At 50.5% G+C, this 25,933-nt stretch carries 24 protein-coding genes; 19 read left to right on the top strand and 5 right to left on the bottom strand.

Features of this window, described 5'->3' with window-relative positions:
• Positions 1 to 7 precede the first annotated feature (7 nt).
• The 9 genes from acpS to METH5_RS0102240 all read left to right on the top strand — a co-directional run bounded on the left by acpS (position 8) and on the right by METH5_RS0102240 (position 8,632).
• Positions 8 to 397, top strand: a complete 390-nt coding sequence (acpS, locus tag METH5_RS0102280; RefSeq protein ID WP_029146979.1) for a holo-ACP synthase — start codon at positions 8 to 10, stop codon at positions 395 to 397.
• Entirely contained in the window at positions 394 to 1,179 is a 786-nt protein-coding gene (locus METH5_RS0102275; protein WP_029146978.1) for a ThiF family adenylyltransferase, read from the top strand. The genes acpS and METH5_RS0102275 overlap by 4 nt, the downstream gene beginning before the upstream one ends.
• Before the next feature lie 239 nt (positions 1,180 to 1,418).
• Positions 1,419 to 2,396: a class 1 fructose-bisphosphatase gene (locus tag METH5_RS0102270; RefSeq protein ID WP_198290670.1), complete on the top strand. Its 978-nt coding sequence runs from the start codon at positions 1,419 to 1,421 to the stop codon at positions 2,394 to 2,396.
• 14 nt (positions 2,397 to 2,410) lie between these two features.
• The gene (gene fba, locus METH5_RS0102265; protein WP_029146976.1) at positions 2,411 to 3,445 is read left to right on the top strand and encodes a class II fructose-bisphosphate aldolase; all 1,035 of its coding nucleotides are present in this window, start codon (positions 2,411 to 2,413) and stop codon (positions 3,443 to 3,445) included.
• Positions 3,446 to 3,522: 77 nt separating this feature from the next.
• Positions 3,523 to 4,353 carry a triose-phosphate isomerase gene (gene tpiA / locus METH5_RS0102260; protein ID WP_029146975.1) on the top strand — a complete coding sequence of 277 codons (831 nt, stop codon included), beginning with the start codon at positions 3,523 to 3,525 and terminating at the stop codon, positions 4,351 to 4,353.
• Entirely contained in the window at positions 4,350 to 4,511 is a 162-nt protein-coding gene (locus METH5_RS15950; protein ID WP_081726683.1) for a DUF2256 domain-containing protein, read from the top strand. The genes tpiA and METH5_RS15950 overlap by 4 nt, the downstream gene beginning before the upstream one ends.
• Positions 4,508 to 6,052 (top strand): cryptochrome/photolyase family protein, encoded by a 1,545-nt coding sequence (locus METH5_RS0102250; RefSeq protein WP_029146974.1) that lies wholly within the window; start codon positions 4,508 to 4,510, stop codon positions 6,050 to 6,052. The genes METH5_RS15950 and METH5_RS0102250 overlap by 4 nt, the downstream gene beginning before the upstream one ends.
• Positions 6,053 to 6,118: 66 nt before the next feature.
• Entirely contained in the window at positions 6,119 to 8,161 is a 2,043-nt protein-coding gene (gene ppk1, locus METH5_RS0102245) for a polyphosphate kinase 1 (protein ID WP_029146973.1), read from the top strand.
• A gap of 6 nt (positions 8,162 to 8,167) precedes the next feature.
• Positions 8,168 to 8,632 (top strand): histidine phosphatase family protein, encoded by a 465-nt coding sequence (locus METH5_RS0102240; protein WP_029146972.1) that lies wholly within the window; start codon positions 8,168 to 8,170, stop codon positions 8,630 to 8,632.
• Between the two features lie 52 nt (positions 8,633 to 8,684).
• Here METH5_RS0102240 and METH5_RS0102235 read toward each other — a convergent pair whose 3' ends face one another.
• Positions 8,685 to 9,188 (bottom strand): hypothetical protein, encoded by a 504-nt coding sequence (locus METH5_RS0102235; protein ID WP_029146971.1) that lies wholly within the window; start codon positions 9,186 to 9,188, stop codon positions 8,685 to 8,687.
• A gap of 143 nt (positions 9,189 to 9,331) precedes the next feature.
• Here METH5_RS0102235 and METH5_RS0102230 point away from each other — a divergent pair, with 143 nt between their 5' ends.
• Together METH5_RS0102230 and METH5_RS0102225 are read left to right on the top strand one after the other, a co-directional pair.
• Positions 9,332 to 9,952 carry a ParA family protein gene (locus METH5_RS0102230; RefSeq protein WP_029146970.1) on the top strand — a complete coding sequence of 207 codons (621 nt, stop codon included), beginning with the start codon at positions 9,332 to 9,334 and terminating at the stop codon, positions 9,950 to 9,952.
• A gap of 48 nt (positions 9,953 to 10,000) precedes the next feature.
• The gene (locus METH5_RS0102225) at positions 10,001 to 10,246 is read left to right on the top strand and encodes a hypothetical protein (protein ID WP_029146969.1); all 246 of its coding nucleotides are present in this window, start codon (positions 10,001 to 10,003) and stop codon (positions 10,244 to 10,246) included.
• Positions 10,247 to 10,308: 62 nt separating this feature from the next.
• Here the strand turns inward: METH5_RS0102225 and ppx are convergent, their stop codons facing one another.
• Together ppx and METH5_RS0102215 are read right to left on the bottom strand one after the other, a co-directional pair.
• Complete coding sequence (gene ppx / locus METH5_RS0102220; protein WP_029146968.1) at positions 10,309 to 11,787, bottom strand: exopolyphosphatase; 1,479 nt, start codon at positions 11,785 to 11,787, stop codon at positions 10,309 to 10,311.
• Positions 11,788 to 11,806: 19 nt separating this feature from the next.
• Entirely contained in the window at positions 11,807 to 12,079 is a 273-nt protein-coding gene (locus METH5_RS0102215; protein WP_029146967.1) for a hypothetical protein, read from the bottom strand.
• Positions 12,080 to 12,263: 184 nt separating this feature from the next.
• Here METH5_RS0102215 and METH5_RS0102210 point away from each other — a divergent pair, with 184 nt between their 5' ends.
• Positions 12,264 to 12,950 (top strand): hypothetical protein, encoded by a 687-nt coding sequence (locus METH5_RS0102210; protein ID WP_029146966.1) that lies wholly within the window; start codon positions 12,264 to 12,266, stop codon positions 12,948 to 12,950.
• Positions 12,951 to 12,972: 22 nt separating this feature from the next.
• Here METH5_RS0102210 and METH5_RS0102205 read toward each other — a convergent pair whose 3' ends face one another.
• Positions 12,973 to 13,971 carry an IS110 family transposase gene (locus METH5_RS0102205; RefSeq protein WP_051412818.1) on the bottom strand — a complete coding sequence of 333 codons (999 nt, stop codon included), beginning with the start codon at positions 13,969 to 13,971 and terminating at the stop codon, positions 12,973 to 12,975.
• A 926-nt stretch (positions 13,972 to 14,897) separates the two neighbouring features.
• Positions 14,898 to 15,530: a hypothetical protein gene (locus tag METH5_RS0102200; RefSeq protein WP_029146964.1), complete on the bottom strand. Its 633-nt coding sequence runs from the start codon at positions 15,528 to 15,530 to the stop codon at positions 14,898 to 14,900.
• Between the two features lie 272 nt (positions 15,531 to 15,802).
• On the opposite strand from METH5_RS0102200, the gene htpG reads away from it, so the two are divergent.
• The 7 genes from htpG (at position 15,803) to METH5_RS0102165 (ending at position 25,933) form a co-directional block, all read left to right on the top strand.
• Complete coding sequence (htpG, locus tag METH5_RS0102195; RefSeq protein ID WP_029146963.1) at positions 15,803 to 17,716, top strand: molecular chaperone HtpG; 1,914 nt, start codon at positions 15,803 to 15,805, stop codon at positions 17,714 to 17,716.
• A gap of 383 nt (positions 17,717 to 18,099) precedes the next feature.
• Entirely contained in the window at positions 18,100 to 18,741 is a 642-nt protein-coding gene (locus tag METH5_RS0102190; protein ID WP_029146962.1) for a hypothetical protein, read from the top strand.
• 190 nt (positions 18,742 to 18,931) lie between these two features.
• Positions 18,932 to 20,182, top strand: coding sequence for an OmpP1/FadL family transporter (locus METH5_RS0102185; protein ID WP_029146961.1), 1,251 nt, complete (start codon positions 18,932 to 18,934; stop codon positions 20,180 to 20,182).
• Positions 20,183 to 20,339: 157 nt separating this feature from the next.
• The gene (locus tag METH5_RS0102180; RefSeq protein WP_029146960.1) at positions 20,340 to 22,841 is read left to right on the top strand and encodes a glycogen/starch/alpha-glucan phosphorylase; all 2,502 of its coding nucleotides are present in this window, start codon (positions 20,340 to 20,342) and stop codon (positions 22,839 to 22,841) included.
• 94 nt (positions 22,842 to 22,935) lie between these two features.
• Entirely contained in the window at positions 22,936 to 23,691 is a 756-nt protein-coding gene (locus tag METH5_RS0102175) for a DUF4197 domain-containing protein (protein WP_029146959.1), read from the top strand.
• A gap of 129 nt (positions 23,692 to 23,820) precedes the next feature.
• Positions 23,821 to 24,792 carry a mitochondrial fission ELM1 family protein gene (locus tag METH5_RS0102170; RefSeq protein WP_036307489.1) on the top strand — a complete coding sequence of 324 codons (972 nt, stop codon included), beginning with the start codon at positions 23,821 to 23,823 and terminating at the stop codon, positions 24,790 to 24,792.
• A gap of 67 nt (positions 24,793 to 24,859) precedes the next feature.
• On the top strand, positions 24,860 to 25,933 hold the full coding sequence (locus METH5_RS0102165) for a glycosyltransferase (protein WP_232411079.1): 1,074 nt from the start codon (positions 24,860 to 24,862) through the stop codon (positions 25,931 to 25,933).

Below are 25,933 nucleotides of genomic sequence, written 5' to 3'. Positions count from 1 at the left end.
TGGTCATATGATTTACGGAATTGGCACAGACATTGTTGAAGTCGAGCGCATAGAGGCCTCATTGGACCAGTTTGGTGACAGCTTTGCCAAGCGCATTCTGGCGCCAGGTGAATGGGCAGATTATGAAGCCAGCAAACTCAAAGCCCGCTTTCTCGCCAAGCGTTTTGCGGCTAAAGAAGCCTTTGCCAAAGCGATAGGCACCGGTATTCGTGGCGATGTCAGTTTTCAGAATATTGCTGTCACCCACGACGCATTAGGCCGTCCTTTGCTGCAGTTGTCTGCCACACTGCAAGCCTTTCTTAAGCAACACCATATTTACCAATCGCACATCAGCATTAGTGACGAAAAAAATCTGGCATTGGCTTACGTGGTGCTGGAAACGACCCAAACCGTATGACTGCAGATCAGTTAGTGGATATTCAGCGCCGCTTTAGTGGCGTGCGTCGTCTGTATGGCGAGCAAGGCTTGGCAAGGCTGCAACATGCACACGTGCTGGTCATTGGCATTGGTGGTGTTGGCTCGTGGGCGGTAGAGGCGCTGGCGCGCAATGCTGTGGGCAAGTTAACGCTGGTCGATCTGGATAATATTGCCGAATCGAACATGAACCGACAGATTCATACGCTGGATGAAACGTTGGGCAAGGCCAAGGTGACCGCCATGCGCGAGCGAATTACTGCGATTAATCCACTGTGTGACGTCATAGAGGTTGAGGACTTTGTGACGGCCGACAACCTGACACCGTTGTTGGCCGTTGCGCCGGATGTGGTGGTAGATTGCATGGATGACACCAAGGCCAAAATCGCCTTGGCGGCCTATTGCAAACAGCAGGGTATCGCTTTGGTGATGGTGGGCAGTGCAGGCGGCAAGCTGGATGCGACGCGCATCCGCCTGGCTGATTTGGCGCAGGTGCAAGGCGATCGTATGCTGGCAAAGGTGCGTAACCAGCTGCGGCGTGACCATGGCTTTCCTAAAGCGTCTGATCATAAAAAATCTGCCAAATTTGGCATTATGGCCGTGTATTCAGATGAGCCAGTCGAGCGCCCTGAAGCGGTTTGCGAAACGCCGCAGGCAGGCCTGACAGGCTTGAACTGTGCGGGCTATGGTTCAAGCATTTGTGTCACTGCGACTGCTGGTTTTGTGGCAGCACAGCAAGCCATTGGGCAATTGATGACGCTTTAACGCGCGCGTGCTATTGCGCACGCGATTGAGTAACGGCCACTCAACCAGGTTGAACAATGTGGCGATGCTGGCGTCTACCTTAAAAATCAGGCATAAACATTGCATGAAGAGCTTCATGCTTGCTTGCACATGTTTTAAATGCACTGGTTTTCAGCCTGTCATCATGGCTTAAAGCTTTTCAGGTATCAGTTACAGTGTCATGTAGCCCTCGGTTGCTTAACCCATCAAAGGTGATTGTCATGCAATTGGACGTGTTTTTAAAAAAGGTTTCTGTGAACCATGCTTTGAATATGCTGATCTGGCATATTGCCGAGGCTGGGATTGAGATTGCTGCCTTGATCAAGCAGGGCGCTCTGGCAGGGGTCACTGAAAAAATGACCAGCACCAATGTGCAGGGCGAAACACAAATGCAACTGGATATTCGCAGCCACGAGGTGGCCGTGGCACAGTTACGCGCATCGGCAGTGGTGGCTGGCGTGTTGTCAGAAGAAGAAGAGGTGCCGGTGTTGTTTGAAACACTGGACGCACCGTTTTTGGTCAGCATGGATCCATTGGATGGCTCTTCTAATTTAGCGATTAACGGTGTGGTCGGCAGTATTTTTTCTATTGTGCCCAATATTGGCGTGGCCACACTGGGCGAACAAGCCTTTTTACAGCCTGGCCACGATCAACGGGCGGCGGCCTATGTGATGTACGGCCCGGCAACGTTGCTGGTGCTCACTATCGGCCAAGGCACGCATGTGTTTACGCTGGAGCCAGCTAGCCAGTCATTTATCTTAACGCAACAAACCGTGCAGGTCGGCGAAGAAACGGCTGAGTTTGCCATTAATGCCAGCAATCAACGCTACTGGCAGCCTGCGATGCAACGCTATATTGCTGAGTGCCTGCAAGGGGCGGATGGGCCGCGCACGCGCGATTTTAATATGCGCTGGTGTGCCAGTATGGTGATGGATGTACATCGTATTTTGACGCGTGGAGGCGTATTTTTATATCCGCGCGATAGCAAGCAGCCAGTCAAGGCGGGCCGCTTAAGATTATTGTATGAAGCTAATCCCATGAGTTTACTGGTGACGCAGGCCGGTGGGGCGAGCATAGACGGGCTGGAGGATATTCTCGCCATTCAGCCAACGGCATGTCATCAGCGTGTGCCGGTATTGTTAGGCGCTAAACAGGAAATCCAGCGTTTGCGTGATTATCATCAGCAAGATTCAAAATAATAAAGGAGTATGACATGGCATTGATTTCGCTCAGGCAATTACTCGACCACGCCGCAGAACACAGCTATGGCCTGCCTGCATTTAATATTAATAATATGGAGCAGATTCTCTCCATTATGAAGGCGGCCGACGAAGTCGATAGCCCAGTGATTCTGCAAGCATCAGCAGGCGCACGCGGTTATGCCGGGGAGTCTTTTTTACGCAAAATGGTCGAAGCGGCGATTGAGCAATATCCACATATTCCAATTTGCATGCATCAGGATCATGGTGCTTCGCCCAAAGTCTGCCAAATGGCCATTCGCAGTGGTTTTTCCAGTGTGATGATGGACGGCTCGCTAAGGGAAGATGGCAAAACCCCCGCCAGTTATGAATACAACGTTGAAGTGACACGGCGCGTGGTTGAGTTTGCGCATGCGGTGGGCGTGTCAGTCGAGGGCGAGCTCGGCGTACTGGGCTCGCTTGAAACCGGCATGGCCGGTGAAGAAGATGGCGTTGGCGCAGAAGGTAAACTGGACGAGTCACAATTGCTGACTGACCCGGATGAAGCCGCCGCTTTTGTTGAAGCCACTAAAGTCGATGCACTGGCCATTGCGATTGGCACCAGCCATGGCGCGTATAAATTCACTCGGCCACCCTCAGACGATACGCTATCAATTGAACGTATTCGTGAAATTCATGCCAAAATCCCTAACACGCATTTGGTCATGCACGGTTCCTCGAGCGTGCCGCAATCGTTACTGGAGCAAATCCGGCATTATGGCGGCAATATCAAAGAAACCTATGGCGTGCCAGTGTCACAAATTGTAGAGGGCATTAAAAACGGTGTGCGCAAGGTCAATATTGATACCGATATCCGCCTGGCCATGACCGCCGCTATTCGTGGTTATTTTGTTGAGCATCCTGAAGAGTTCGATCCGCGCAAATACTTTAAAGAGGCCACCACGGCAGCACAGCATTTGTGTAAAGAGCGCTTTGAGGCCTTTGGTAGTGCCGGACAAGCGAGTAAGATAAAGGTGGTTTCACTGGAAAAAATGGCGGCCATTTATTAGCTGCATATTTACACACTAAAGAAACGGCCTACAAAAGCAATTATAAGTTGAGGGGGCATGAGCAAAGGAATCCCATCATGCGAGAAAAATTAGTCATTGGTAACTGGAAGCTGCACGGCGGCTTGCTTGAGAATCAAGGTTTATTGAATAGGCTCAAGCAAGAGTTGCACGACCTCGATGGCGTTGATACTGCCGTGTGTTTGCCTTATGTGTATTTGTATCAGGCGCAAGACCTGCTGCAAGACTCAGCCATTGCCTGGGGTGCGCAAAACGTCAGCCAATTTACCGAGGGTGCGTTTACCTCCTGCATTTCGGCCAAAATGGTGGCAGAGTTTGGTTGCACCTATACCATTATCGGCCATTCTGAACGGCGCGCACTTAAGCTCGAGAGTAACCAGGTGGCGACCAAGCGCCTGTTAAATGCCTTGCACGCCGGGCTGACACCTATTTTTTGTGTCGGCGAAACGCAGGATGAGCGCGATGGCAATATGGCCGAGCTGATTGTGCGTAACCAGATGCTCAATGTAGTGTATGGCCTGGACGATGAAGCATTTGCGCTGGCCAAAAAATTCAATATGGTGATCGCCTATGAACCCGTGTGGGCGATTGGCACCGGCGAGCATGCCACGCCTGAGCAGGCGCAACGCATGCATGCGTTTATCCGGATGATGATCGCAGAGCGCGACCGAGAGTTTGCCGAGCAGATTCGTATTGTGTATGGCGGCAGTATGGCGCCTAAAAATGCGCACAGCTTGTTGAGCATGCCAGATATCGACGGCGGTTTATTGGGGCGTGCAGCCCTGGTGGCTGAAGACTTTGTTGAGATCTGCAGAGTCGCCAGCCGTTGCTATCAACAGAAATCGGTGTTTAAGGAGCCTACCTCGGCACGGCCAGTCTTTGCGCTATGAGCGCCAACTTCAAGGGCAATAAAAGCACTTTAGCAACAAAACTTTGCCCGCAATGCGGCAAGCCCATGACTTGGCGCAAGGCCTGGGCCAACAATTGGGCAGCCGTTAAATACTGCTCTGAACGTTGCCGCCGCAACGCTAAAACCCCTGCAATATGAGACATCTGGTGATTATTCTGGGCGACCAGCTCACGCTGGATAACCCTGCATTACACGGTTTTGACCCGACGCAAGACCATATTGTGATGGCAGAAGTTGCGCACGAGTCGCAGCATGTGTGGTCGCATCGGCAACGCATTACGCTGTTTTTATCTGCCATGCGCCACTTTGCCAACCAGTTGCGCGCGCAACAATTTCCGCTCACTTATTTTAGCCTTGAGTCGCATGCCTACCCTGATTTGCCTGCCATTTGGCGGGCGGTGTTGCAACAGCATCAGCCGCAGGCAATTAAAGTATGCGAGCCAGGTGACTGGCGCGTCTGGCAAGCGCTGCAAGCAGTGGCTGATGAGCATGCAACGCCTTTACAGGTGCTACAAGACACGCACTTTATGTGCAGTATCGACCAGTTTCAACGCTGGGCCGCCAAATATAGCGATAAAAATACTTCTTTGCGCATGGAGTTTTTTTATCGCGGCATGCGCAAGAAATACAATATTTTAATGGCAGGCGATGCGCCGGTGGGCGGCGACTGGAACTACGATCATGACAATCGGCAATCGTTAGGCAAGCAAGGCCCGCAAGCGCTAGTGCCGCCACCAGTGTTTACGCCAGATGTAATCACGCAAGCGGTCATGGCGCTGGTTAAGCAGCGGTTTGCAGCGCACCCGGGGCAACTGGAGGCATTTGGCTGGCCGGTGACACGCGCGCAAGCACTCAGCTTGCTTGCGCATTTTGTGGCAGAAAAGTTACCGCAGTTTGGCCCATATCAAGACGCTATGTGGCAAAACACGCCATATTTATGGCATTCATTGCTGGCTTCGGCGCTCAACCTCAAGTTACTCAATCCGCGTGAAGTGATTGCTGCCGCCGAGCAGGCCTATGCGTGTGGTCAGGCGCCATTGGTCAGTGTTGAGGGTTTTATCCGCCAGATATTGGGTTGGCGCGAATTTGTGCGTGGTGTGTATTGGCTGGAGATGCCAGGGTTAAAGTCAGCCAACTATTTTGCGCATACGCGGGATTTACCAGGCTGGTTTTGGACTGGTGAGACGCAGATGCAATGCCTGTCACAGTGTATAGGCCAAACACTGCAAACAGGCTATGCGCACCATATTCAGCGGCTGATGGTGATTGGCCTGTTCTCGACTCTGGCGCAATTGTCGCCACAGCAAGTCTCGGACTGGTTTTTGGCCGTGTATGTGGATGCTGTCGAGTGGGTTGAGTTGCCCAATGTGGTTGGCATGGCGCTGTATGCCAATGGCGGCCGTTTTACCAGCAAGCCCTATGTGGCGAGTGGCGCGTATATTCAGCGCATGAGCAATTACTGTGCGGGTTGCAAGTATGATCCCAAGCAAAAAACCGGTGAGCGCGCCTGCCCGTTTACGACCTTGTATTGGGCGTTTTTAATCAAACATGAGGCCTTGCTGGCGAGTCATTCGCGCACGCGGTTGATGGTTCAACATATTACCAAGATGGCCGCAGACGAGCGGCTGGCGATCAGTGATTTTGCCGAACAACGTCTGCAACAATTAGCCTCTTTGTAATGTCTATTGATGTAATTTCACAAAACTGTCACATTGGATACTGGTTGAGTCGATACAATAATCGCCATGAAAAATACCACGCCTGCTCTGCTTGACAGAGATCTTAGCATTCTCAGCTTTAATGCCCGTGTACTGTCTTTGGCGCAACGAGCGGACTATCCCTTACTTGAGCGTTTGCGCTTCTTATGCATTGTGTCTAACAACCTCGATGAGTTTTTTGAGGTGCGCATGCCGTTGCAGATGGAGGCTTGCCAGCAAGGGGTAACCAGCGGCCCGGTGTCGGCCACCACGTGTGAGCAAGTGGCCGAGATGGCGCAGGCGCTGGTGGCGCAACAATACCAGCTGTTTAATGATGCGCTGATGCCTGCATTGGCTAAAGAGCGTGTGCACCTGGTGTCTGGTGGCGTGCGTACGCCGGAGCAAACTACCTGGGTTGCCAACTATTTCAAGCGCGAAGTGCTGCCGTTTTTGATGCCGGTGTCACTGGACCCGTCACATCCGTTTCCGCAGGTCGCCAATAAGTCACTCAATTTTATTGTTCGTATTGCGGTCGATGGCGAAGAGAAAATCACCATTGTGCGGGCCCCGCGTGTGGTGCCACGGCTAGTGCAGTTGCCGCCGTCTATCAGCAAGGGCGAGCAATGCTTTGTGTCGTTAACCAGCATTATCCGCGCCAATCTCGAGGTGTTGTTTCAAGGCGCCAGCATCCTGCATTTCTCACAGTTTCGCGTCACGCGTAACAGTGACCTCGAGGTCGACGAGGATGACGTGATCAACTTGCGCACCGCGTTGCGTGAAGAGCTTGCGCATCGCCAATATGGTGAAGCTGTACGTCTCGAAGTCACACAGGAGTGCGATGACACGCTGGCTGAGTTTTTACTCAAGCAATTTAACCTGCCGCCACTCGCGCTTTACCGCGTCAATGGCCCGGTGAACCTGGGGCGCTTAATCCAGTTGCCGGACATGGCTAAAGGCGACCACCTCAAGTTTGTGCCTTTTCAGCCACACTGGCCGCAACACATTAAGAGAAACACCTCTTTGCTGGCGCAGATGCGTGAAAAAGACTTGCTCATTCACCAGCCTTACGAGAGCTTTGAGGTGGTGATCCAGTTGCTTGAAGAGGCCGTTAAAGACGAACAGGTGCTGGCGATTCGCATGACGATTTACCGCACTGGTTCTGACCCGCGCATGCTGCGCTTGCTACAAGAAGCGATGCGCCGTGGTAAAGAGGTGCTGGTGGTGGTAGAGCTCAAAGCCCGCTTTGATGAAGAAGCCAATATCAACTGGGCGGAGGCTTTGGAGTCGGTCGGTGCGCAAGTGGTGTATGGCGTAGTTGGCTTGAAAACACATGCCAAAATGTTATTGATCATGCGCCGCGAAGGCAAAACCATTCATCGTTATGGGCATCTTTCTACTGGTAACTACAACCCTAAAACCACGCGTTTATATACCGACTGGAGCATGCTGACTGCAGATGCCAACCTGACACGTGAAATGGAGGCTGTGTTCCGTCATCTGACCAGCGAGTTGCCGATTCCAGCACTTAAACATTTACTGGTCGCGCCATTTACGCTGCAAAGCAGCATGATTAAGCAACTGGAAAAAGCGCAGCGCCTGGCAAAGCAAGGCAAACCTGCCAGGGTGATTGCCAAAATGAATGCTCTGACTGATGTGCCGTTGGTTGTTGCCTTGATGAAAGCCGCCAGCGCCGGGGTTGAGATCGACTTGATCGTGCGTGGTGCTTGCATCTTGCCAGTCGATTCGCCTGCAGTGAAAGGGCGCATTCGCGTGCGTTCGATTGTCGGGCGTTTGCTTGAGCATTCGCGCGTGTTCTATTTTGAGCTCGATGGCCACGTACACATGTGGCTTTCTAGTGCTGACTGGATGAGCCGCAATATGATGCGGCGGGTAGAGCTAGCCTGGCCAATTAAAGACCCGGCCATGCAAAGCCGTATTTACCGTGAAAGCTTGCAGCTATATCTGCAGGACAATAAAGATGCCTGGCAATTGGCAGAGCAAGGCCAGTATGCGCCTGTTGCGCAACAAGCAGTGGACGCTGAGTCCTTGTCTTGCCAGAACCTGCTATTACAACAATATCATTCGATGTAACGCCCCATGCCAGTGAAGAATCTCATTTTATGGCGTCACGCCGAGGCCGAAGTGTTGTTGCATGGCGCCTCTGATCTTGAGCGTGTGCTGACCAAAAAAGGCCACAAGCAGGCTAAACAAATGGCTGGTTGGCTTAAAAAATACCTGCCCAAACAAACCTATGTGCTGGTGAGCCCGTCTGTGCGCACGCATGAAACGGTGGCTTACTGGGGGGATGACTGGCAAGAAGATAGTCGCCTGGCGCCTGAGCGACCGTTGGCGCCCTTATTGCAGCTGTTGGCCCAAAGCCCGTTTGAAACGGTGATGCTGGTTGGGCACCAGCCGTGGATTGGTGAGCTGGCAGCGCAAAGTCTGGGCATGCCGGATGGGCAAATTAGTATCAAAAAAGGCGCAGTCTGGTGGTTACGCTTGCCAAAATCGGGGCCACCCTACAAGTTGTATAGCGTGCAAAGCCCCGATTTGATTGAATAACCTTGTAACGGTGATCTGGCGACTGTGTCCAGTTCAGATGCGTGACAGGTCGTTATTTTTTTGGTCGGCCGGTTTTAATGGTCGGCACGGCAGCCATGGCTGCTTTCAACGAGGTGTCATCCATCGCTGACAATAACTTCAAACCTGCTCTTAACAGCTCGCTTTTCTTGGCGGGTTTGGCCAGGCCTTCCAGGCGCTTTTTGAGTGCAGCAATCTGCGCATACTCTTCTTTTGGCATGGTAAAACTGTCGCGCTCCATTTTGACCTTGCTGGTTTTTGGCTTGTCTTTTTCAATGGCGGCGCCTGTTTTGTTCACTACTTTAATTGCAGTGGCGGGCGTTGTTTTTTTTGTGGCTACAGCGGCTTTGGCCACGGCTTTTGCGATTGGTTTGACAGCAGGTTTGGCCGCAGGCTTTACCGTGGCTGGCTTGGCAGCTGCTGGTTTTGCGGTGGCAGGGGCAACCGCTTTAGTAGCCACCGGCTTGGCGGTGCTTGCTACTTTGGCAGTGGCTGGTTTATTCGTCGTCAAGGGCTTTGCTTCTGGTTTGCTCGCCATGTGAATCTCCTGAATTGATATTGTGAAAACAGTTTATACCGTTTTTTGTTGACGTCAATTGTCATAAATATTTCATATTTTTATGGTGTCATAGAGGCTGTTTTTCATGACAAAATGCAACACCTTTAATCAGGGAGTATGAGATGCGCAGGGTATTAGTGGCAAATACCAAAGGAGGCTGCGGCAAAACCACTCTGGCCACTAATCTTGCTGGCTATCTGGCGCAACTCGGGCACAAAATTGTGCTGGAAGATCTTGACCGGCAGCAATCTTCTGCAGGCTGGTTAGCGCGTCGCCCATCGCATGTCGCTACGGTTTTTAATGCCGAAGACCTCGGTAAATCTGCCTTGCAAAAAGCCGACTGGGTGATTGCTGATTCGCCGGGCGGGTTGCGGGACAAAAAGATTTCTGACGCGGTGACCGAGGCTGATTTAGTGTTGGTGCCTATTGCGCCTTCAGCGTTTGATATTGGCGCCACGCAAGACTTTTTAGAGTTGCTGGCCGAAGAAAAAGCAGTGCGCAAACACAAGACGTTTGTTGGTTTGGTTGGCATGCGTGTCATGCCACGCACGCGTTCAGCAGAGCGCCTGCTGGCATTTATGGATGAGTCAGGCTTTGCTGTCCTGTCTATGTTGCGTTCATCGCAAATTTACGTGACGGCGGCAGAGGAAGGCTTAAGTATTTTTGAATTGTCGAACGCTCTGAAAGAGGTCGACATTGCACAGTGGAATCCGGTCACCGACTGGATTTTGCAAAACAGTTAAATTATGCCTGTTACCGCAGGTGATAAGCAGGCAATTAAAGGGAGTCTTATGAAAGACAAAGTGAATCCAGAGTATCTGGAAAAAGTAAAACAATTGAGCGCAGATGAGGCTGAACGTATTTTGTCACGCATGGGTGGCAAATTACCTAAACGTTTTATCAAGGAAAAACTGACTCAGGAAGAGGCGCTTGCCTTGCAGCTGGAAATTGAAGATGAGCAATTGCAAGAGTGGCGCGATAAAGTAGTCAAGCTGCGCGAAGAAGATGAAAAACGCGATAAGAAGAAAAAAGACTAAAAACAAACAAGACTGATGTTGCGTTAAGGTCAATAAAAAAACGGGCACTCATGCCCGTTTTTTTATTGATGCTGAATATCCAGCTGCCAGCCCAGTTTTTGCCACAACAAACATTCTTCTTCTAACAAATAATGTGTTTGTGGATGCTGGCTGGCCCATTGTGGCGACAATCTCAGCATGAAGTGCTGTTTATGCCGCTCGAGCTGTAAGTGTTTTAGCGCAGGCAGGCGACGCGAGTGACAAAAAATCACCGCCAGGCGTAAAGCCATTAATTGACATACCAGGTCTTGATTATCAAAATCGGCTGCCAGTTTGCGTAACTTGCCCTGGTGGCCGAGCACCAGCAGGCTGATGGTATGCAGCTCACTTTGCGCGAAGCCCATCAACTCCGTGTTGTCCAGAATGTAGGCGCCGTGTTTATTGCAGTCGGTGTGTGAGATTGCCCAGCCGACTTCATGGCACAAGGCCGCCCAGTGCAATAGCGGTTTTTGGCTATCGCACGCCTGCATGGCGTCATAAAAATACAATGCCAGCTTGCTGACATTATTGGCATGATCCATCTCGACACCAAAGCGTTTGCACAGCCGTGCAATCGATGCTGTGCGCAAATCTTCGGTGGCATTATCTGAGCTCAGCATGTCATACAGCACACCATGGCGCAGGGCACCGTTAGCTACCATCAGCGTGTCTATTTTCAGGGTGTCGAATACTGCCGTCAATACTGCCAGCCCGCCACCAATCACGGCGCGCCTGTCATCTTTCAGGCCTTCCATATTCAGGCGGTCGGCTGATTTGGCTTTAATCAATATCTGTTTCAGCCACTCCAGTTGCGCACGCTCAATACGGTCTGTGGCAAACCCTGAGCCTGCTAACACATCGGCGACTGCACCCACCGTGCCCGAGGCACCATAAGCCACTTCTGACTGGCCAACGTAGCGATTTGCAATCATGTCGATAATCGACTCGGCAGCGATTTCAGCGCGCTCAAAATTGCGTTCGCTAAATTGGCCATCAGCAAAGTATTTTTGCGACCAACCAACAGAGCCTAAGCGCAATGATTCAGTGACGTTGGCTTTAAAGTGCTGGCCGAGGATAAATTCGGTAGAGCGGCCGCCGATATCCACCACCAGACGTTTTTCATCTGATTGTGGCAACATGCGGCTAACACCCTGGTAAATCAGGCGTGCTTCTTCCACGCCTGAAATAATCTCAATCGGGTAGCCGAGTACTTTTTGCGCCTGTCGAATAAAGTCTTCGCTATTGGTGGCTTCGCGCAAGGTTTGGGTGGCAACCGCGCGTACATGCTCAGGTGCAAACCCTTTCAGGCGCTCGCCAAAGCGGGCCAGGCATTTCAGGCCGCGCTCAAATGCTTGTGGCTTCAGGTTGCGCTCTTCGTCCAGGTCGCCGCCTTGTCGCACGGCTTCTTTTAAATAGTCGACACGCAGAATCTGGCCGTCAACGACGCGCCCGATTTCGAGGCGAAAGCTGTTGGAACCCAAATCTACGGCAGCAAGTTGGGTGTCATGAGTAATATTTAGCATGCGATAATACGGGGATAGGTTACTTAAGGTAGCGGTTAATGGCCTTGGGGTATTCTGGAAAATAGCGTTCAATCACGCTTAAATCAAAGCTTCTCAAAATACTGGTGTTAGATTCGCGGTCGAGCAAAAACTCAAAAGAGGCTGCTACCAACTGTGAAGCATTGTGCGTGGCATCGAGCAGTTGGCCCGCATAATCAGGCTTGACACTGACTTGATGCGTGGTGGTATGCGATCCATGTACGGTGACAGAAAACGAGTTTGGACTGGTTTCAGTCACCTCAATAGTTGCCATGCTTGCCTCCACGATGATTGTCTCGCCATGATTGCCTTGTTGGGCAAGTTCTGCAAACAGTATAAATCGTTATGTTGGCATAGGCCAGTGAAACTAATATGAAAATAAAACGCTAGTGCGAGGTGGATTTCATCAAACCGTCATGCCATGCAAATACCATCAAATAAAACTCAAGATAGCCCCCATGCGCACTTTATTTTACCTATTCATTTTGTTTGTGATTACCCAGCCTGCGTACGCCGCACGCCCATTGGTGACTGATGATGCCCGCCTAACCAATGCCCACAGTTGCCAGCTCGAAAGCTGGATGCGTAGCTACAAAGGCGGGCAAGAGCTCTGGGCGCTGCCTGCGTGTAACCTCGGTGAGAATTTTGAAATTACCCTGGGTGGTGGCAGCTATCGTAACAATGATGACAACTATCACACTGAAGACTGGGTCGGCCAATTCAAAACCTTGTTCAAGCCGCTAGAAACCAATGGCTGGGGCATAGGCTTTGCCGCCGGGCGTGTCATGCACCCGGATATTCAGCCTGGGCCTAATCAGTTGGGCAACACTTATTTCTATATTCCAGTGTCATTCTCACTGCGTGATGATGATGTCATTGTGCATGTCAACGTTGGCATGCTGCGCGACCGGCAAGAAGACCGCAATAAGGTCAGTATGGGCGTGGGATCAGAGTTTAAACTGGGTGGAAACTTTAAAGGCATTGCCGAAGTGTTTGGTGACCACACGCAAAGCCCTTTTTATCAGTTTGGCGTGCGTTACTCGCTGGTGCCGGAGGTGTTTCAGATTGATGGCACGCTGGGGCAGCAGGTGAATGGGGATAGCCAGACGCAGTGGTTGTCGATTGGGGTGAGGTGGACGCCTTAGGGGCTTGTTTTCGTAGATACCGTTATAAAAGACAAGCTTTTTGATAGATATTTTTATCGAAAGGCTTGTTTGCTTTGAGCACAGCTTGAGCGATTGCGACGAGCTTGCGCATGATGGCCACGATAATGACTTTTGGCGGTTTTCCGGCCAATTTGAGTCTTTGTATAAAAGGTTGGTAGATATCCAACTTCGCATAGGCACTAACAGCTGGCATGTAAAGCAAACGTCTAAGACTGCCACTTCCCACTTTCGAGATACGTGTTTTACTACGCACAGAGCTGCCTGACTGCCATAATCTTGGCGATAAGCCAGTAAACGCAACGGCCTGCTTTGACGTATTGAATCGCTGTCCATTACCCAGCATCACCAAGAACCAGCTAGATAATCGCTTGCCAATACCTGGAACAGACGTTAACAAAGCGCGCCTACTCTTTAATTCAGGATACTGATCGATATGCTGGTCAATATCCTGTTCCAGTCGAGCGATTTCAGCCGCCAGCCAATCCAGATGGCGCTGTATGCGATGTTTAACCGACGCATGCGCTACTAGCAAGCGATTGGATTCAGCGCGTTGCATATCCTGTAAGGTTTGCAAATCACGAATCATGGCTTGCAAGGAGCGCTCTTCGAGTGGCGGAGGTTGCCATAAAGGCGGGTGCGATGTATCGCAAAACGCTGCGATCAGGGCAGCATCAATGCCATCCGTTTTGTTGCGTTGCAAACGACTTTGTCCAAAGGCATGAATTTGCGCTGGATTGACGACGCTGACGTGATGGCCTGCCTCAAACAGAAACAATGCAACGGCCTCCCAATAGACGCCTGTGGCTTCACAACAAGCATGAATGAGATGAACGTCGTGGCGCTCAAGCCAGGCAGCTAATTCTGCGAAGCCTTGAGGTGAGTTTTGAATCACTTTAGATTTGACTTTACCAAGCCTCAACAATGCGCAATCAACTTTATCTTTAGCGATGTCGAGCCCCAATATCGTAGGCTGTGTAGTGATTAACTGAGTGTTTTCCATAGAATCAACCTTGTGAATGCGGGCTACAACAGAAAGTAATTGCGCCCAAGATACCGTTCGATTTTAAATGATGGAAATTGAAGGCTAAGTGACAATCTACGTTGCGGGCTTACATATAGCATGCTTATCCCAAGGGTGGGCTCGTCATCTTAGCCTTCGATTGAGATGCCTCTCAATCATCCTAAATCAGGATAGGGGGATAATACAAGGGTGGGCATTTTTGCCCACGCGTTTGTGGTTGTTTGAACGGTTGCTTTTCGCCTTTTCGGCGAGTTACTTTTCTTTGCTTGCACAAAGAATAAGTAACCAAAAGAAATGCACCCCAGCTTCCGCTTGTTTCCTGTGCTACTCGGCTTGTCGGGCGGCCATCGAAACTCAACCTGGCAGCTCACACAAAGCGTGAGCTGCTGCGGGATTCGGACAGCCGATGGCCGAAAGCTCCCGCCAACCCTGCGTTGCTCGGCGCGTCAGATGGGGACCCCGAACACCATGCGACCGCGATCATCGATGGCTATAAGAAAAGAATTGTTTTTTTGAACTGTTCAAACATTCGCCAATGTGAGTTTGGCGAGAAGAATCCCATTCCACCACGCTGAGTAGCGGAGACGAAGTGGGGGTAGTCGGCCATCGGCTGTCCGAGTTCCGCGGCGGCTTGCGCCTTTTGCAAGCCGCTAGGGCGAGTTTCGATGGACGCCCACTTTGTTGATAACTAAGACTGCGCAGCAGTCTGTTACGGCGTAGGCTAACTCGCGAAGCGATGTTAAGCGTAGCGGCCGTAGCCAACAACGCAAGGGAGCCGCAGGCCGTGATGGCTGGGGGCCCTCTTTTTGGTTACTTTTTTGGGCAAGCAAAAAAAGTAACTCGCCAACAAGGCGAAAGAAAACATTTCCTAAAATCGCCAACACTCCAATCTAGCCATCCAAAACCTACTTCAACAAAATAATCCGATTAATCTGCCCCAATCTAAACGCCGTTTTACTCAATTTGCCCCCTTTTAGTGCCAATGGCCGAATCGGGCAGGGCGGGATACGCCGCCCATCTTCAAGCAGGGTGTCATCTTCTGCCGTCGACTGCCAAACACCCCCATTCACCGGGCGAAATTGCCAGTGGATATAGCCGACTTTGGCACCCAGGTGCAACATTTCGTCACGGTCTGGCGCTTCGCTGATCAGTAACTCATTTTCGAGCTCTTCATCATATTTGCCAAATGCCTGCTTGCAGGCCAGCGCTTCATGTTCGCTGGCACCAACGTAGGTGCAGGCACGGTGTTCTTCGCGCTGTACATCCCAGGCACCGAGCTGCCAGGCGGCGTCTAGAATCGCTTCTTCCACCACTTCAGGTTGCTGCCAGCGGTCATTAATTTGTAGCGCAGAGCCTGGAATCGGTTGCAGAATCGGTTTGAGCATGGGCAGGGCTGCGGTGGGTTGTTTGCGAAAACCATGCCAGTGCAGCATGAGTAGTAAAGGCGTGTCTGCCCGTGGCACGGCGGTTAGGGTGACTGCATATAATGGCAGTTTCATGACCTGCATTTGCTCAATTAAGGTGTGAAAGAGATTCATAAGCTACGCTCCTGATCTGACCGCCTAACAAAGAATGCTGCTGCAAAAAATAACTAGCAAAAAGCATGCAAATATATGGGGCGCAAATGCTTGAACAAGCGGGTGTTTTGGCTATTCAGCCAAACAATCAGTAGTGGCAGCCAGCAGTTAAATGGTGAGTTGTATTGCCGTTGTTGCCATGTTTGATAAAGCCCCTCTTGAAAAACGGTTTTTGCTTCCCCATCTAAACGTAAATTTTTGTGTTTTAACCCCGTTTTTTTGGAGAAATTGTCATGACTACTGCGACAACAGAATCGCAATCTAAACAGACCATGGGCTTTCAGGCCGAGGTCAAACAGTTACTGCAATTGATGATTCACTCGCTGTATAGCAACAAAGAGATTGTGTTGCGCGAGTTGATTTCCAATGCATCGGATGCGGCTGATAAGCTGCGTTTTGAGGCGATTTCTAACGGCAGCCTGTATGAAAATGACAGCGAGTTAAAAATCAATATCGCCTTTGATAAAGACGCACGCACGCTGACCATTGCCGATAACGGCATCGGCATGCGCCGCGAAGAAGTGATCAGTAATATCGGCACCATTGCTAAATCGGGCACCAAGGAATTCTTTCAGAATCTGACCGGTGACCAAGCCAAAGATGCCAACCTGATTGGCCAGTTTGGTGTGGGTTTTTATTCCAGCTTTATTATTGCTGACAAAGTAACGCTGATCACCCGCCGCGCTGGTGAAACCGAAGCGATTAAATGGGAGTCCGGCGGTGAAGGTGATTTCACCATCGAAGCCACTGAAAAAGCCGGACGTGGCACGACGGTGATTTTGCATCTGCGCGAAGGCGAAGATGAGTTCCTCAATGACTGGAAACTGAAAACCATCGTCCGCAAGTATTCTGACCATATCACCTTGCCTATCGTCATGAAAAAATCCGAATGGCAAGACGGCGAAAACGGCGAAGGCGGCCAGATGGTGGCCACCGATGAAGACGAAACCATCAACAAGGCCTCGGCTTTGTGGGCGCGCAGCAAGAGCGACATCACCGAAGAAGAGTACAACGAGTTTTATAAACACGTTTCGCACGACTTTGAAAACCCGCTGGCTTATACGCACAGCCGCGTAGAGGGCAAGCAGGAATACATTTCATTGCTCTATGTGCCGGGCAAAGCCCCGTTTGATTTATATGACCGCGATCGCCGCCAGGGCATCAAGTTGTATGTGAAGCGTGTGTTTATCCTGGAGGATGCAGAGAAACTGATGCCGCAATACCTGCGCTTTGTGCGCGGCGTGATTGACTCAGCCGATTTACCGTTGAACGTATCACGCGAGATTCTGCAAGACAGCCGTGATGTTGAAGCGATTAAAAATGGCTCAGTGAAAAAAGTATTGAGCCTGCTTGAAGACGTAGCCGAAAACAAACCGGAAGACTACGCCAAGTTCTGGAACGAGTTTGGCCGCGTGCTCAAAGAAGGCCCGGGCGAAGACTTCGCCAATAAAGACAAAATTGCTGGCTTGCTGCGCTTTGCCTCTACTCACGCCGATACCGAAGAGCAAAATGTGTCGCTCAAGGCTTACATCGAGCGCATGAAGCCTGAGCAAGAAGCCATCTACTACATCACGGCCGATACCTTTGCTGCGGCGAAAAACTCACCGCACCTGGAAATCTTCCGTAAAAAAGGCATTGAAGTATTGTTGATGTCTGACAAGGTAGATGAATGGTTGTTGGGTGGTTTGACCGAGTTTGAAGGCAAGAAATTACAGTCGATTGCCAAAGGCGACCTTGACTTAGGTAAGCTGGAAGATGAAGCAGACAAAGAGGCGCAGAAACAGGTTGAAGAACAAGCCAAAGACCTGGTTGAACGCATCAAGACTGCGCTGGGTGACGCGGTCAAAGAGGTCAAAGTCACACACCGCCTGACTGATTCCCCCGCTTGTTTGGTGGCTGGCGAGCATGACTTGTCTGGCAACTTGGCACGTATCCTCAAAGCAGCCGGCCAGAAAGCGCCTGACAGCAAGCCTACTTTAGAGATTAATCCTGGGCATCGTCTGGTGGAAAAACTCAAGGCAGAAGCGGACGATGCACGTTTTGCAGATTATGCGCATGTGCTGTTTGATCAGGCTTTGTTGGCAGAAGGCGGTCAGTTGGAAGACCCGGCCAGTTTTGTGAAGAGGATGAACAGTTTGATTTTGTAATTGTTTGAATTGGTAATCATGAGAAAGCCACCTGCGTCAGGTGGCTTTTTTATTCTGAGAAGATTAAGGTCCGTCATTCCTGTGAAAAGGTGTATCAATTGTCTTTTCCGTTAGCGTTCCTAAACAACAGACCTTTTGTATTGAATTCAAAAATAGTCTTTGCTGATTTTTTAATGCTTGTGGCATTATCTTTCATTGACAATTAAGTAAGAACTTACTTTAAGTAGTATTTTCTTTATTACAACATCTACTTTTAAAATAAGTAATTGTATTTTATATGAAAATGGATAAAATCTGCTCATTTAGCTGCTGTCATTTGGGCAGCTACTTCATCGTTAGACCATTCTCGATGGAATCTTTTTAAGAGACGATTTGGATTAGCTATGAGAAATAAACCGCTCTACGCCGCGTTTCTTCTAATGGAGGCATTACTGGCATTCGGTCTTGGGGTATTCGGTAATAAAGTTGCCGATCTACTTATGGTTGGTCCCGGACTGATTGTTGTTGGCGCTGGGTCAGTCATCTCCCTTTTATATCTCGCCACGCTGGGGCGGCTTCGCTACGAAGCTGGAGAAAGTCCGCTTCCCGGATCAATTGGCTCGAATGATCGAAACTTCATTATTAATGCCGTGCTTATAGTGTTTCCCATAAGCATTGTCGCGGGTATGTTAAGCGGCGCACTTTGCGTGCTCTTACTGCCCGGTATAAGTTTTCGCTTACTGTACGATTTTCGTTTTCACGACTATGAGCTGATAGGCTTCGCAGTAGGAGTCCTGTTTCTGTTCGCTCTCAGTCAGCGGCGTCCTAGGCGGGTTGTCACTTTGATGTTTGCGGCTGGCTATGCTCTTGGTCTTGGTGCGACCGTAATACTTTTGGTCCCGGGATTTAACGACCCCATATACACATTTACCGGTACTACAGGACTCATGCTGCTAGCCGGCACTTCAATTACTTCCAAGTCCTTTGCGAGACTCAAAGACAGATTTGCAGAGGTATTGAAACCCGCTGAGGCTACAGATGCGTAATGGATAGCTCGCGTAGGGCGGACTAATTTATAGTCCGCCGAATGGAATATATTAATCAAACCACTATTTACAGAAGCCCGTCATACGGGCTTTTATATTTTTAAGTTATAAATATATTTTTATATATTATTTATTTGAATTTAGATCGCTTGATATATTTCAATACAAGATGGTTATTGAAGGATTGAAAATGCATCAGTGGTCAAAGATTATTCCGGTAGCAATCGCTTTTTCGTTTGGCAATGCCTGGGCGACTGATGGTTATTTTTCCCATGGCTATGGCGTGCGCTCACAGGGCGTTGCGGGTGTAGGCATTGCCTTGCCGCAAGACGCATTGGCGGCGGCCGCGAACCCGGCTGGCATGGGCAAGGTGGGTGACCGCATTGATGCTGGTGTTACCTGGTTTAGGCCAGTGCGTGAGTCTGAGCTGGAAGGCAGCCCGTCACCAGGTGCTAATGGTACTTACAAAGGCAACGATACCCAGCACTTTTTTATCCCTGAGTTTGGCTATAACAAACAATATTCCGAGGATGTAACGCTGGGCGTGAGTGTGTATGGCAATGGCGGCATGAATACTGATTACAAAAATGGTATTCCGTTGTTTCAAAGCCAGGGCAGTGCCGGGGTGGATCTGATCCAGGTATTTGTGGCGCCGACGGCGACCTGGAAAGTGTCTGAGAAGCATATTATTGGCGCCTCGTTAAACTTGGCTTATCAGCGCTTTGAGGCTAAGGGTTTGCAGGGCTTTGATAACACAACATTTAGCGCAGCGCCCGGGCGTGTGACCAATAATGGCCATGACAACTCGTATGGTGCAGGTGTGCATATCGGTTGGCTGGGCGAGATTACAGATACGGTGACCTTGGGCGCGACTTATCAGAGCCGCACTTATATGAGCAAGTTTGATAAATACAAAGGCCTGTTTGCCGAGCAGGGGGACTTTGATATTCCATCGACTTATGGTGTGGGCGTGGCGGTGAAGGTGACGCCAGCATTCACCTTAGCGGCAGATTTTCAGCGCATTAATTACGGTGAGGTGGATGCCGTAGGCAATGCTTCACAGGCCAATTTGTTTAATGGCCTGGGCAATGACAATGGCGCCGGGTTTAATTGGCAAGATGCCAAGGTGTATAAGATTGGCGCACTGTATCAATACAGCCCGGCCTTAACCTTGCGGGCGGGGTTTAACCATGTTGACCAGCCAATTCGTCGCGGTGATACCTTGCTGAATATTCTGGCGCCGGGCGTGGTGAAAGACCATCTGTCATTGGGCGCAAGCTGGGTGTTGAGCCCGCAATCCGAGTTGTCATTCTCTTATACGCATGCGTTTGAAAATAGCGTGAATGGCAGCAACTCGATTCCGGCGGCCTTTGGTGGTGGCGAGGCGAATATTAAGATGTATCAGGATGCATTGGGTGTGGCCTACACCTGGAAACTGTAAAACTTTTTTATCCGCGCGCTTTCGGGCGTTATAATCAAAAGCCACAACAAGAATTTTGTGGCTTTTTTTTATGTCTGACACATTCTTGTTGTAGGCTTGCTTTTTGCTTTTGACTCACTTAAAGCAAATTTGTGATCAACACCTCAGGGGAAGATGTATGACTGCCAATGTGAAAAAAACACCTAAAAAAACTGATAAACCTGACACCGCGCAAGCCGTCGATGAATTCTTGCTTGAGCAACTGCCGATTCCACAGGCGTTACGCAACCACATGACGTTTTCTATCGGTAAATCAAACTCTTGGGCCACCACGCGCGACTGGTATCAAACCGCCGCTTTTACGGTGCGTGACCATTTAATGAGCCGTTGGGTGAATACGCGCGATGCGTATCGTGATGCCAACACCAAGCGTGTGTATTACCTTTCACTTGAGTTTTTGATTGGCCGCATGCTGTCTAACGCCGCACTCAATTTGGGCATTGCACCGGAACTAAGCGATGGCTTGCAGGAGATTGGCCAAAAGCTGGAGGGTGTGGCCGAGATGGAGCCGGATGCTGCTTTGGGTAACGGCGGCCTGGGGCGACTGGCCGCGTGCTTTGTCGACTCGATGGCAACCATGGATATTCCGGCCACCGGTTATGGCATTCGTTATGACTATGGCATGTTCAGGCAAACCATTGAAAACGGCCAGCAAAAAGAAAATCCGGATAACTGGCTGCGTTATCAAAACATTTGGGAAGTGCAGCGGCCCGAGCACACCTGTGAAGTAAAGTTTTATGGCCGCGTGTTGCATGTGCATACCGAGCACGGTATTGAGCATCATTGGGTCGATCACGAAACCGTGGTGGCCATGCCTTATGATGTGCCGGTGCCTGGCTATGGCACGCAAACCGTGAACAATTTGCGTTTGTGGTCGGCCAAGGCCACTAACGAGTTTGACCTGGCGTATTTTAATGCTGGCAATTACGAGAAGTCGGTTGAAGGCCGCCATAGTGCAGAGACGATTTCACAAGTGCTGTATCCCAACGATACTTCCGAGTCGGGCAAGGCGCTGCGCTTAAAGCAACAGTACTTTTTTGTGTCAGCATCCACGCAGGATATTTTGCACCGCTACACCAATTACAACGCCGACTGGAACACCTTGCCGGAAAAAGTGGCGATTCAGCTCAATGACACGCATCCGGCGATTGCCGTGGCCGAAATGATGCACCAGTTGGTTGATCATTACCATTTGCCATGGGATAACGCCTGGAAATTGATCACCAAAATGTTTGCCTATACCAACCACACGCTGATGCCAGAGGCGCTGGAAACCTGGTCGGTAGATTTGTTTGAGCAGCTATTGCCACGGCATCTGGAGATCATTTACGAAATTAACCATCAGTTCTTGCAGATGGTTAACCGGCATTTTCCGGGCGATACTGCGCTGCTGCAACGCGTCTCTATTATTGATGAAAGCCATGGCCGCCGCGTGCGCATGGCGCATCTGGCGATTGTCGGCAGCCATACCGTCAACGGGGTAGCTGCGTTGCACAGTGAGCTGTTACAAACCACCTTGTTTGCCGATTTTACTAAAATCTATCCGGGCAAATTTACCAATGTCACCAATGGCATCACCCCGCGCCGCTGGTTAAACCAGGCCAATCCTTTGTTAACCAGCTTGTTAACCAAGCATATCGGCACGGGTTTTCAAAAGGACCTGGGCCTGATTAAACAAATAGAACCGTTTGCGGATAATGCCGCGTTTAGAAAAGCGTTTCGTGAGGTGAAAAAAGCCAACAAGCAACGCCTGGCCGATAAGATTCTGCAAAAAACCGGCATCGCCATCAACACCGATGCCTTGTTCGATGTGCAGATCAAGCGCATCCACGAATATAAGCGCCAGCTGTTGAATGTGCTGCATGTGATCACCTTGTATAACCGCATCCGTAGTGGCCATGCTAGCCAGCATACGCCACGCGTGGTTATTTTTGCTGGTAAGGCTGCGCCTGGGTATTGGCTGGCCAAGCAGATTATCCGCCTGATTAACGATGTGGCGACCATGATCAATAATGATCCGGCCGTGAGCGACAAGTTGAAAGTGGTGTTCTACCCCAACTATGAAGTCAGTGCGGCAGAAATTCTGTTTCCGGGGGCTGATCTGTCCGAGCAGATTTCGACCGCAGGCACCGAGGCCAGTGGCACCGGTAACATGAAAATGGCGCTCAATGGCGCGCTTACCATCGGCACGCTGGATGGCGCCAATGTTGAAATCATGGAAGAAGTGGGCGACGACAATATCTTTATTTTTGGCCTGACCACGCCCGAAGTGGCGCAATTAAAAGCCAGCAACTACAACCCGTGGGATTATTACCATGGCAACACCGAGCTGAAACAAGTGATAGACATGATAGGTAACGGCTTCTTTTCGGTAGAAGAGCCCGCACGCTACCAGGCCATTGTCGACACCTTGTTGCACAAAGGTGACCAGTACCTGTTGCTGGCAGATTATGCCGCTTATGTCACCGCGCAAGAAAAAGTCGCCGCGTTATATCAAGACGAAGAGGCTTGGTCACGCATGGCGATTTTAAATGTGGCGCGCATGGCGAAATTTTCCAGTGACCGTACCATTGCAGAATACGCACAGCGTATCTGGCAAGTTGCCCCTTTTAAAGCCTGATCTTTTTTTAATTGTCGCGATACAAAGCAAGTCCATCTGGACTTGCTTTGTGCTTTATGGGTACACTGCATTTAACTTGTTAAAGAGCGTTATTATGAAAAACACAGCGTGGGTATTGTTGGCCGGTTTGTTAATCACTGATGCTCAGGCATTAGACCTTAAAGGCCTGGGCGATATTGTAGAAAAAGTGGGGGGTAGCTCTGCAAGCAGCAGTGGGAGCAACAGTAGTGCTGTGAGCAACCTGAGCGAGCAGGAAACCAGCGATGGTCTCAAGCAGGCACTTAACCAGGGCGTGAGTAAAGCCGTTGGCCTGTTGGGCGCTACGGATGGTTTTATGGGCAATAAAGACGTCAAGATCCCGTTGCCAGACTCATTGAAAAAAGTAGAAAAAGGCATGCGTATGGTCGGCATGGGCAGTCAGGCCGATGAGTTGATCTTAAAAATGAACCGCGCGGCGGAGCAGGCGGTGCCCGAAGCTAAAACACTGCTGGTGAATTCGGTCAAGCAAATGAGTGTGACGGATGCTAAAAATATCCTTACCGGCCCGCAAGATGCTGCCACCCAATATTTTAAAAAAACCACTGCAACCGACATGGCGGCTAAATTTTTGCCTATCGTGCAAAAAGCCACGGCCAATGTGCAGTTGGCAGATACTTATAATAAATATGCCGAGATGGGCAGCAAGTTTGGCGTGATTAAAAAAGAGGACGCCAATATTAACCAATATGTGACGCAAAAAGCGCTAGACGGCGTTTACCTGATGATTGCCAAAGAAGAAGCAGCCATTCGCCAAGACCCAGTGGGCCAGGCCAGTAGTCTGCTCAAAAAAGTATTTGGTGCTGCCAAGTAGTTGATTTTAAATGTGTCCTGGTTATGTCTGCTCAGTAGAGCGGCTGGCCTGGACATAATTCCTTCTTTTTATTTTAATCAATTTGTCATGATGCACCTCTAATCTGCACGGCATGTGTAGGCGGTGCAAATGATCAGTCAAAATCGTTCAAATAATTCCCTCGTGGTTTGGCGTCTGCTAGATGGTAAACCCGGACATGAGCATCAATCGCAAGGCCTGGTGACTGCCATGCAACAGCGGCGACCGGTGGACGTGATTGATGTGCCTGTGGGCCGTGGCGGCTCAGGCTGGTTGTCTTTGGTGGCTGGAATTTGGCCAACTGGTAAACACCTGCCCAAGCCGGACATGATCGTGGGGGCCGGGCATGCCACACACGGGCATATGCTGGCAGCCAAGCGCGCCTATGGCGGTAAGACTGTCTGCATGATGCAGCCCAGCGTGCCTGCCGAAATGTTCGATGTCTGCCTGATTCCCGAGCACGATCAATACCGTGGCTTCTCTAGTTTTATCGAAACACGTGGTGTCATCAATCATATACAGCCAACAGCGACCGAGAAAAAAGACAGCAGTGATGTCTTGATCATGATCGGTGGCCCCAGCAAGCATTTTGTCTGGGACGAGTTGGCGGTGGTTGCGCAAGTGTATGACCTGGTGCGCAAGCATGCTGAGGTACATTTTATACTGACCACTTCCAGACGTACGCCCGCCAGTTTTGTGTCGGCCATGCAGCGCGTCAGCCTGGTCAACCTGACCATTATCCCGATTGCTGACACTGATAAAGACTGGGTACAAACCACATTGGCACACGTGTCTAACGCCTGGGTGACTGAAGATTCTGTGTCTATGGTGTATGAAGCACTCACGGCGCAGGTAGCAGTCGGGCTGATTAACCTCTCTGCCAAGGGCAACAGCCGCGTCAGCCGGGGCATTGAAAAGTTAATCGACCGCCAGTTGGTGAGCCGGTATGACCCTTATGGTTTATATCGCCAATATATGCGGCCCGTGCTGGGCTTTAATGAAGCCAGCCGCTGCTGCGAGGCGTTGCTGGCCTATTTCAACAGTCACGCGACAAAACGTCGCCTGGTATCACGATTAACTTAGTTGTTGAATTCTTGTTTTGCGCACACTGACAGTTTTACAGATATTACCCGCCTTGCAATCGGGCGGGGTGGAGCGGGGCACATTGGAGATCGCTGCGCATCTAGTGTCCCAGGGACACAGGTCTTTAGTCATGTCGGCAGGCGGCCGCATGGTGAGTGCACTAGAGGCCGCAGGCAGCAGCCATTTCACTTACCCCATCGGGCGCAAGTCACTACTGACGTTTTTATTGATTCCCCAATTACGTGCGTTATGGCAGCGCGAGCAGGTAGATGTCGTGCATGTGCGCTCACGCTTTCCGGCATGGGTGGTTTATTTGGCCTGGAAAGGCATACCGGTTGCGCAACGACCACGCCTGGTGACCACGGTGCATGGCTATTATCGCCCTGGTTGGTATAGCCGGATCATGACTTGTGGTGAGCGGGTGATTGTGATTTCGAAAACGATACAGGCTTATGTGCAGCGGGAGTATCAGGTGGACAAACGCAAGTTGCAGCTGATTTACCGTGGGGTGGATACTTCACAATACGCCCTTGGCTATCAGCCTGACGACGATTGGAAACAGGCTTGGTTTGCTGAGTATCCGCACATGCAGGGCAAACGTCTACTGGTATTGCCTGCCAGACTCTCGCGCTGGAAAGGTGCAACAGACTTTGTCGAGATGTTGCGTATCGTCTGCCAGCAACATAAAGATGTTCATGCTTTGCTGGTGGGTGAAGTGGCGAGTGACAAACAATGTTTTGCCGCGGAGTTGCAGCAGAAAATTCATGCAGCGGGGTTATCGGAGCACATTACGTTGACTGGCTATCGCCAGGACGTCAAACAGATCATGGCCATGGCCAGCATTGTCTACTCCTTATCTACCGAACCAGAGGCTTTTGGCCGTACTACCCTGGAGGCGCTGAGTCTCGGTGTACCGGTGATCGGCTACCAGCATGGCGGCGTCGCAGAGCAGTTGGCAGCGCTATTGCCAGAAGGTGCCGTGCCCGTGGGTAATGTGGCAGAAGTCGCCATGCTCACACTGAGCTGGCTGGCACAACCGCCAAAGGTACTGCCAAACATGCAGTTTTCATTACACGCGATGCAACAGAGAACCCTGGATGTTTATCAGGATGTGATCGCTGGCGCAGGGTGGGGTGATTGA

Source organism: Methylophilus sp. 5 (assembly GCF_000515275.1).
GTDB lineage: Bacteria > Pseudomonadota > Gammaproteobacteria > Burkholderiales > Methylophilaceae > Methylophilus.
Note: the sequence above shows the minus strand (reverse complement) of the source record. Positions and strands in the feature narration are given on the sequence as shown.